This window comes from Succinimonas sp. (genome assembly GCF_045225735.1).
Taxonomy (GTDB): domain Bacteria; phylum Pseudomonadota; class Gammaproteobacteria; order Enterobacterales; family Succinivibrionaceae; genus Succinimonas.
The window spans coordinates 1-7,051 of sequence record NZ_JBGVBR010000391.1 but is presented as its reverse complement, the minus strand read 5'-3'; the positions used below and the strand labels follow the sequence as shown (position 1 = coordinate 7,051).

7 protein-coding genes are annotated in these 7,051 nt (G+C 53.1%); 4 read left to right on the top strand and 3 right to left on the bottom strand.

Annotated elements, in window-relative coordinates:
* Together ACJROR_RS13965 and ACJROR_RS13960 are read right to left on the bottom strand one after the other, a co-directional pair.
* A partial coding sequence (locus tag ACJROR_RS13965; protein WP_406547637.1) for a hypothetical protein occupies positions 1-1,366 on the bottom strand: 1,366 nt, incomplete at its 3' end.
* A gap of 79 nt (positions 1,367-1,445) precedes the next feature.
* Positions 1,446-1,928 carry a type III secretion system chaperone gene (locus ACJROR_RS13960; RefSeq protein WP_406547636.1) on the bottom strand — a complete coding sequence of 161 codons (483 nt, stop codon included), beginning with the start codon at positions 1,926-1,928 and terminating at the stop codon, positions 1,446-1,448.
* 351 nt (positions 1,929-2,279) lie between these two features.
* On the opposite strand from ACJROR_RS13960, the gene ACJROR_RS13955 reads away from it, so the two are divergent.
* From ACJROR_RS13955 to ACJROR_RS13940, 4 genes are all read left to right on the top strand, one after another.
* Positions 2,280-2,516: a hypothetical protein gene (locus tag ACJROR_RS13955; RefSeq protein WP_406547635.1), complete on the top strand. Its 237-nt coding sequence runs from the start codon at positions 2,280-2,282 to the stop codon at positions 2,514-2,516.
* 693 nt (positions 2,517-3,209) lie between these two features.
* Positions 3,210-3,791: a hypothetical protein gene (locus ACJROR_RS13950; RefSeq protein WP_406547634.1), complete on the top strand. Its 582-nt coding sequence runs from the start codon at positions 3,210-3,212 to the stop codon at positions 3,789-3,791.
* 8 nt (positions 3,792-3,799) lie between these two features.
* Positions 3,800-4,144 (top strand): hypothetical protein, encoded by a 345-nt coding sequence (locus ACJROR_RS13945; protein ID WP_406547633.1) that lies wholly within the window; start codon positions 3,800-3,802, stop codon positions 4,142-4,144.
* A gap of 26 nt (positions 4,145-4,170) precedes the next feature.
* Positions 4,171-5,184, top strand: a complete 1,014-nt coding sequence (locus ACJROR_RS13940) for a prephenate dehydratase (RefSeq protein WP_406547632.1) — start codon at positions 4,171-4,173, stop codon at positions 5,182-5,184.
* A 270-nt stretch (positions 5,185-5,454) separates the two neighbouring features.
* Here ACJROR_RS13940 and ACJROR_RS13935 read toward each other — a convergent pair.
* Positions 5,455-7,051, bottom strand: a 1,597-nt coding sequence (locus ACJROR_RS13935; protein ID WP_406547631.1) for an HAD-IC family P-type ATPase, incomplete at its 5' end; no start/stop codon positions are given.

The window sequence follows — 7,051 nt, the reverse complement described above, 5'->3', positions numbered from 1 at the left end:
AGCCAACCGCAGCTGAAACAGGATTAGGGATCTTTGCCGGATCCTGAACATATTTTTCAAATTCCTGCAGTCTCTCATTAACCAGCTTTTCAAAGCCCTTTGCAGTCCCGTTGTTATTCAGAAGTTCAATAAGCTTGTTTGCAGATTCGCTACCCTTGATAAACAGACAGTTAATCAGCGCTTTTTGCAGGTCATAACTGGCCTTTAATGCATCCTCCGGAATTCCCGAAAGTTTTGAAACCATGGAGGCAACCGCTGCCGATCCATGAGTCTGAATAAACGGAGCTGCCTGCTTATTCATGAAATTAGTAACCGCCTTTTTGAGACCGGTAGTATCTTTTTTAAGGAGAATTGAACCGTCTATTTGAGCCCCTGGCTTGGCCGTGAAGATCAGGCTTTCAGCAAGTTCTTTGTTCAGCGGGAGATCCGGCGCCGGAGCCTGCTGGCCGGATGCCTGAGCCTGCTTAACAGACGCCGGAGCCTGCTGCGAAGATGCCTGAGCATTGCTGTTAACCGGTTTTTCGGCATTTTTGGAGGTGCCGAGAACATGAGTGCCTACAATGCTTCTCAGCCGCTGATCAAGAAACTTCAGGATATCAGCAGGATTCTTGTCAGTGGTATCCTTCAGATTGTCAGGGGCGCCGCTGAGATCTTTGAACATGCATGAGAAAAGCTCGGCATGGAGCCCGTTTTTGGAGTCAAAGGAGCCCTGGATGCTGATTACGGCGTTCTTCAGCATCTCCTGACCCTTTGCGGCATCCCCGGAACCAAGCTTGACGCACAGCTTATCCACCAGAGCCTCAAACGGCTTGAAAATCGTGCTGCCGTGCTTTTCAGAAAGCGCCTGGTAAAATTCTCCCTTGCTGGCATACGGCTGATCCCCGAGGCTTCCGATGCCAAGGGTGAATAAATTCTTGAAATCCTTGTAGCTGATATTACCGGAGGATGAACTGTCGTCGTCAAGTTCGAGACCGATGGAAAAAATATTCTTCATTTCCTTCAGTTCGGCGGCGGAAGGCACGGCTTTGTGATGTCCGGAGAAAAAGTTCTTTACGGCTCTGAAACCCTTCACTGCGGATTTTCCAACAGCGGTAAACAGATTTCCCAGATACTCGCCGACTTTAGCCAGACTGAGTTTTTTAAGCGCCGAAGTCTGATTTTTGCTCAAACCGGCAGTCTTTTGTATTGTGGCATTCTGGAGGAGCTTCTCGCCTGAAACCTCAGCCATTACAGGGGGTCTTTCATCAGTTCTTCTGCCGACATCGGAACCATTGCCATTTTGGTTTCCGGAAGAATTCTGCTGCATCTGAAAATCTGCTAAAGTGTTATCGCGCTGCGTGGTGTCTAAAGTATTTAATCCGGTCATTTTCGTTTCCCCAATTTTTTGATAGTGATAGGGCCCGGCCGTTTGCCGGGCCGCATTTGTTAAAAAGTGATGTCTGCTGTCAGACTGATATAAAAGCGCTGCTGTCAGTCAAAGAAATATCGGCGCTTCCATCGGAAGGTGATTCGGAGGATTCACCGTATACCAGGACTTTTAACTTTGCTGTCTCGCCGACAAAGTTATTAAGGAGGGAAGCGAACTCATCATCGGACATTTCGCTGATTCCGAACTTAAGCTGCGCGGTAAGCACATTGTCATCATCGGACAGAGCAGTGGTTACGCCATTTGAATCCGCAAACAGATACTGTCTCTTCATCATGGTTCTGAGGATCTCGTACTCATTGTCAGCATTCAGCATTCCAATCTCGGAGAAAAAAACCATGGAATCATCAGAGCTGATATAACAAATGTGAATCTGAGGCATCCAGGACTGTTCCAGAGTTAAAGTGAACATGCCGTCATCGCCGGAAACGGCGTCTTCCCCGCCGATGCCAAGTTTTTTAACCAGTGATAAAACCAATGCCTTTGCTGAATCGAGACTCATAACTGCTCCTAATTGATTGACTGTGAAACATCCGGCTTTGCCGTCCTTAATTGCAATGGTAACGAATAACAGGGAAGCCGGTTACGGCTCCTTGTCAAAAAATTTTTGAAACACGGGAGCGCGTCTGTAAACTGCCTCATTATCATGTTACTTTTCATGGTACCGTTTTCAAATACATTTTCAAGTACATTTTCTGTCAGTTTTGCCGCTGACAGTTTGGGAAGTCAGTTTGGCTCCGGGGGCGCGGAATTTACTTTGACATCCCGAGAAGCGTCCTTAACAGATCAGCTCCTTTAACAGATCGGGAAATTTCCCGTTTTCCGGCAGCAGTCATGGCGGGCGGGGCGAGTTATGGCGGGCGTGAGAAGAGGGCTTGCCGTCAGATCAGGCATGGCCCGGACTGAAATCAGCGCTCCCCCGCAGGGCGGCGTTTCGCCCCTGCCGGAGGCGGTATACATCAGGCTGCCGTATACGGCCCAATCAGCGTTTAACACCATTATTCCGGCCTCAAGAGGCGGCCATGCGCTTCAACAATTGAAATACGAGGCAGTTTCCGGGGTAAAGGGGCGGAGCCCCTTTAATCACTAAACAGGAAGCGCCGGAGGCGTCTTCCCTCTTAATTATTATTCCGCGGGACTTTAACATCCGTTCCTGCCAGTATTGATTGCTCAGGCTGGCTGAGTCCGGGGCACTATTGATTGCTCAGGCTTGCTGCGTCGGAGCCTTTGATTGCCCAGGCCTGCTGCGTCCGGGGCGCCCGCGGCCCGGCAGGAAGGAAGCCTGCAGAAATTCAGAAGCCGGCTCTGACAATGGATGCTTTTCTCAGCAGCCGGCAGAGCTGTGATAAAGCGCATAATAAAACGTTCCTCAAGTTCCGGCCGGATAAGGCGTTGTACAATAAAGCCCAATGCGCATGAGAGCAATGGATCCGGGAACTATCAAAAACAGTAAAACTGTTCGGCTGGTTCAGTACCTGCAGTCTGTACCCGTGCTCATCACGGATGAAGGCAAACAGGGGATGCCGAGGCAGGTTTTGTGGCCAAAGCCTGTTCTGCTGTTCCAAAGGGGGCGAATGCGGCACGACGGATATTATCTAAAGTTTACAGAAGAAATGGCCGCTATTCTTAAGAAGCGTCTGAAGAAAACCCCGGATAAACGCCGGCGGCGCTGATCAGCACCGGGGCGAGACCCAGTCAAGGTAATCGCAGATAACTTTTTCCCGGCGCAATCCGGCCGGAAGGGCGGCTTTGTTATGGCGTAAGCGAGGGACTCTTTAAGCTTATGAGACTGACTTTGGAGTTAATTTCCGAACTCTATTCCCGTGCCGGAATTTCCCATCCGGAAAAGTATCATGACGCCACGATTTCCGGGAGCGGCTTAACCATGGCCATCCAGTTCCGCTTCAAACGCGAAACAAGACTGCGGCTGTTCGTGTCGGCAGGAGCGCTTACCACAAAAAATCTCCGGCTTATTACTGAGTATTATCTGGAGCATTTCTGGGGGAAGCCTGATACGGAATACAGTTCCCTTCTGATTGCCCATATTTTTGCCCTGCTGGTAGAGGACTACTTTAAGACCTGCGAGACAGAACAGCAGGAAGAACCGGATAAAGACATCCTCAGGGATCCCGGGCCGGAATCCGGCGCTCCCTCAGGGCGGGAACACCAGCGCCGTAATTCCGGCGGAAAAAGCTCCTGGCGCACCGAGAACCCCAATGTCAGCCTGCTTATGAAGATTCCGGATGCGGCCGGCAGAAGAAACGACGGCAGGGCAATCACGGATAACTTTATTTCCGGCACAATCCTGCCGGACGGGCGGCTTTGTTATGACGCAAGCAGGAAGGGGAGGCTCTTAAACTCATGAGATTCGATATGGAGTTAATTTCCGAACTCTATTCCCGCGCCGGAATTTCCCATCCGGACAAGTATCATGACGCCTGTATTTCCCGGGGCGGCTTAACCATGGCAATCCAGTTCCGTTTTGATAACTATGACAAAATATCGCTGATCGTTATGGCCGGGACGGAAAGAATCAGAAACAGAATCCAGGTTACCGAGTATTATCTGGAGCATTTCTGGGGGAAGCCTGATACAGACTACAGCTCCCTTCTGATTGCCCATATTTTTGCCATGCTGGTTGAGGACTACATTAAGACATGCGAAACAGAACAGCAGAAAGAACCGCAGAAAGAACCGCAGGAAGAACCCCAAAGCTAACGGGAGCCTCAGGGATCAGGAACCTCTTGCCTCTTCCGGCGGCAGCGCTTCTGACCGTACTTATGGCGCCGGCTCTTTCCGGCTGCGCCGGCGCTCCGGCCGCCTCCGCAGGAAATGAGTTTTTCGCACCCGGTTTAGCCGGATCCGGCAGGGCGGGGTATCTCGGCCCTCAGGGTACCTATTCCCAGGAGGCCTGCTATGCTCTTTTCAGAAAGGAGGAACGCTGCGCGCCGTATCCCGGAGTCCGGGAGGCCGTAGAGGCTCTCCTCCGGGGCGAGGTCTCCTACGCCGTAATCCCGGCGGAAAACACTCTCGGAGGCCCGACCTCTTATGTCCCCTTTCTTATGAACACTCCTGACATTGCCATTGCCGGGGCTGCGGAGCTTCCCATAACTCAGCATCTTCTGACGCTTCCGGGAACATCTCTTGCCGCTGTTAAAAGGGTTTACTCCCACAAACAGGGGCTCATCCAGAGCGAGACATGGCTAAAGCAGCATCTTCCGGAGGCCGAGCTCACGGAGGTGGCCAGCACTGCCGCCGGCGCAGAAAGGCTTCTTAAAAATCACGAAAAGGACAGCGCCGCCATTGCCTCCGCCGGAGCCGCCGCGGTTTACGGTCTTCGCATCGCCGCTGCGGGGATTCAGGGCAATGACCGCAATAAAACCCGTTTTTATGCCCTGACCCGGAAGACTGCCGCCGCTCCTCAGGAAACAGGAGCTGCGGAAGGAGCTCCGGAAATTCCCGCTAAAGCCCACGAGGACAGCAAGGCGGACATGCGGCATTATTTTACGGCGGAGGGCAATATCAGAGATCTGCCGGCTTTAGTGAGCGCTGTGAGAGAGTCCGGTCTTACTCTCATCGCCTTTTATCGGGAGCCCTTAAAAACGGATCTCGGTTCGTACCGCTTTTTTATGGAATGCTCCGGCTCCTTCAGGAGCTATCAGAGACTTGCCGAACAGAGCCCCGTTTCCCTGAGTTACCTGGGATCCTTTGACCCGACGGCTCTCCAAAGATCATCTCCGGATATCACTCCTCTATGACCTCAGAAAGGGCTTGTAAGTCCTGCCGGTCTGATCGTCTGTCACCTGCAAAAACGTCCTTCCCTTAGATGCGTCCCGGAAAGCAGTCCTCAGGGAACGCTGTGCCAGACATTTTCCACACAGCGCACGGAAAATCTCCAAAGCTTCAGGAGACAAAAAAATTCCCCCGGGTTCGGCAGCGTCATCCGCTTATCCTTTCCCCGGGGGAACTCTCTTAGAAGCTAAGCTCTGTTAAAGCTTGCATTCCTTGCTTCATATGCTTCCTCGGCATCAGACCTCAGGATCCATGCCTTTTGCCTTCGTGATGGCCTTCTTGATCAGATCCACCGGAATAACGGTGGCGGAGAGCAGCAGGATTACCAGCCACTGGCTTACGGAGAGCCCATGACAGTGCATGATGTTGCCGAAGGTCTCGCTGAAGGTGCCGCTCTGAGTCATGATCACCTGAGTAACGGCGATGAGGCCCATCACGATGAGGAACAGCCGGTTTTCAGTGATATGCTCGCCCAGATTCATGCCGTCGGTACGGGCGTTGAAGGCATTGAACACGGTGCCGAAAATGAAGAAGGTGAAGAACCCTGTGGCCAGATCCTGAGGATCCGAGAAGCCCAGAGCATCAGCAAAGGGCTTAACGTACAGCAGCAGGATGCCCAGCAGGCAGATCCAGATAGCAGCCGTCAGAATAGAGGAGAGCATGTAGCCATTAATAAGCTTGCCCTGACGCTTTCTGGGCTTGGCCTTGAGGTAGCGATCCAGAGCCGGTTCGCCGCCCAGAGCCAGAGCGGCCAGGGTGTCCATGATCAGGTTGATCCAGAGGATCTGCACGATGTTCAGCGGCACCTCATGACCGGTCAGCGGCATGAATACGGAGATAAACACCGCAGCCACGTTAACGGTAAGCTGGAACACGATGAACTTCCGGATGCTGTTGAAGATGGTTCTGCCGTAAAGGATGGAGGATCTGATGGAAGCGAAGTTGTCATCAAGGATAACAATTTCGGAGGCTTCCTTGGCCACCTCGGTGCCGGAACCCATGGCAAAGCCCACGTCGGCCTTCTTGAGCGCCGGGGAGTCGTTTACGCCGTCTCCGGTCATGCCGGCAACGAGATCCAGACTCTTGGCGGCTTCCACAAGACGGGACTTGTCTTCAGGGAGGGCGCGGGAAATTACCTTAAGGTTGGGCAGAGCTTCGATAACGGCCTCGTCGGACATCTGAGAGAGTTCGCCGGAGGTGAGCACGATATCCTTGTCAGAGGTAACAAGACCAGCCTCCTTGGCGATGGCCACGGCGGTTTCGCGGCGGTCGCCGGTGATCATCACCACGGAAATGCCGGCGGCGGTTACTTCCTTGATGGCATCCCGGGCTTCCGGACGCACATCGTCTCTGATGCCCAGCACGGCGGTAAATACCAGATCGCCGTCCGGAATGGTTTCGCCGTCCGGAGAACGTTCGGCGGTTTCCGCCAGGAGGAGCACCCGCACGGCCTTTTCAGCGAGACCGTTTAAGAGATCCTTAATGGGGGCGGTGTCGCAGGGAACGCGGTTTCCGCTGGCATCGCAGGCCTGACGGCAGCGATCCAGGAGCATTTCCGGAGCGCCCTTGATAAGGCAGCGGCCGCTTTCCATAATGATGCCGGAGAATTTCTTGGAGCTGGAGAAGGGGATTCTCCGGGAGACCTTTTCCTCAAAGACGTGATCCTTGAGGGAGATGCCGGCTTCCAGGAGAGCGCGGTCGGTGATATTGCCGCCGGTGGCTCTGACCACCTTGTCGGAGCCGGTGGTGAATACCGCCTGGTTGTTAAGCATCAGGCCCTCAGCGGTCAGCTTCTTATAGGCCTCGGGGAGCTCATCAAGACTCTTATACTCA

Excerpts from the sequence above, each read along its gene's own strand:
- ACJROR_RS13945 (WP_406547633.1), top strand. The coding sequence starts at position 3,800 with ATGGAGTTAATTTCCGAACTCTATTCCCGCGCCGGAATTTCCCATCCG.
- ACJROR_RS13955 (WP_406547635.1), top strand. The coding sequence starts at position 2,280 with ATGGCGGGCGTGAGAAGAGGGCTTGCCGTCAGATCAGGCATGGCCCGG.
- ACJROR_RS13960 (WP_406547636.1), bottom strand. The coding sequence starts at position 1,928 with ATGAGTCTCGATTCAGCAAAGGCATTGGTTTTATCACTGGTTAAAAAA.
- ACJROR_RS13950 (WP_406547634.1), top strand. The coding sequence starts at position 3,210 with ATGAGACTGACTTTGGAGTTAATTTCCGAACTCTATTCCCGTGCCGGA.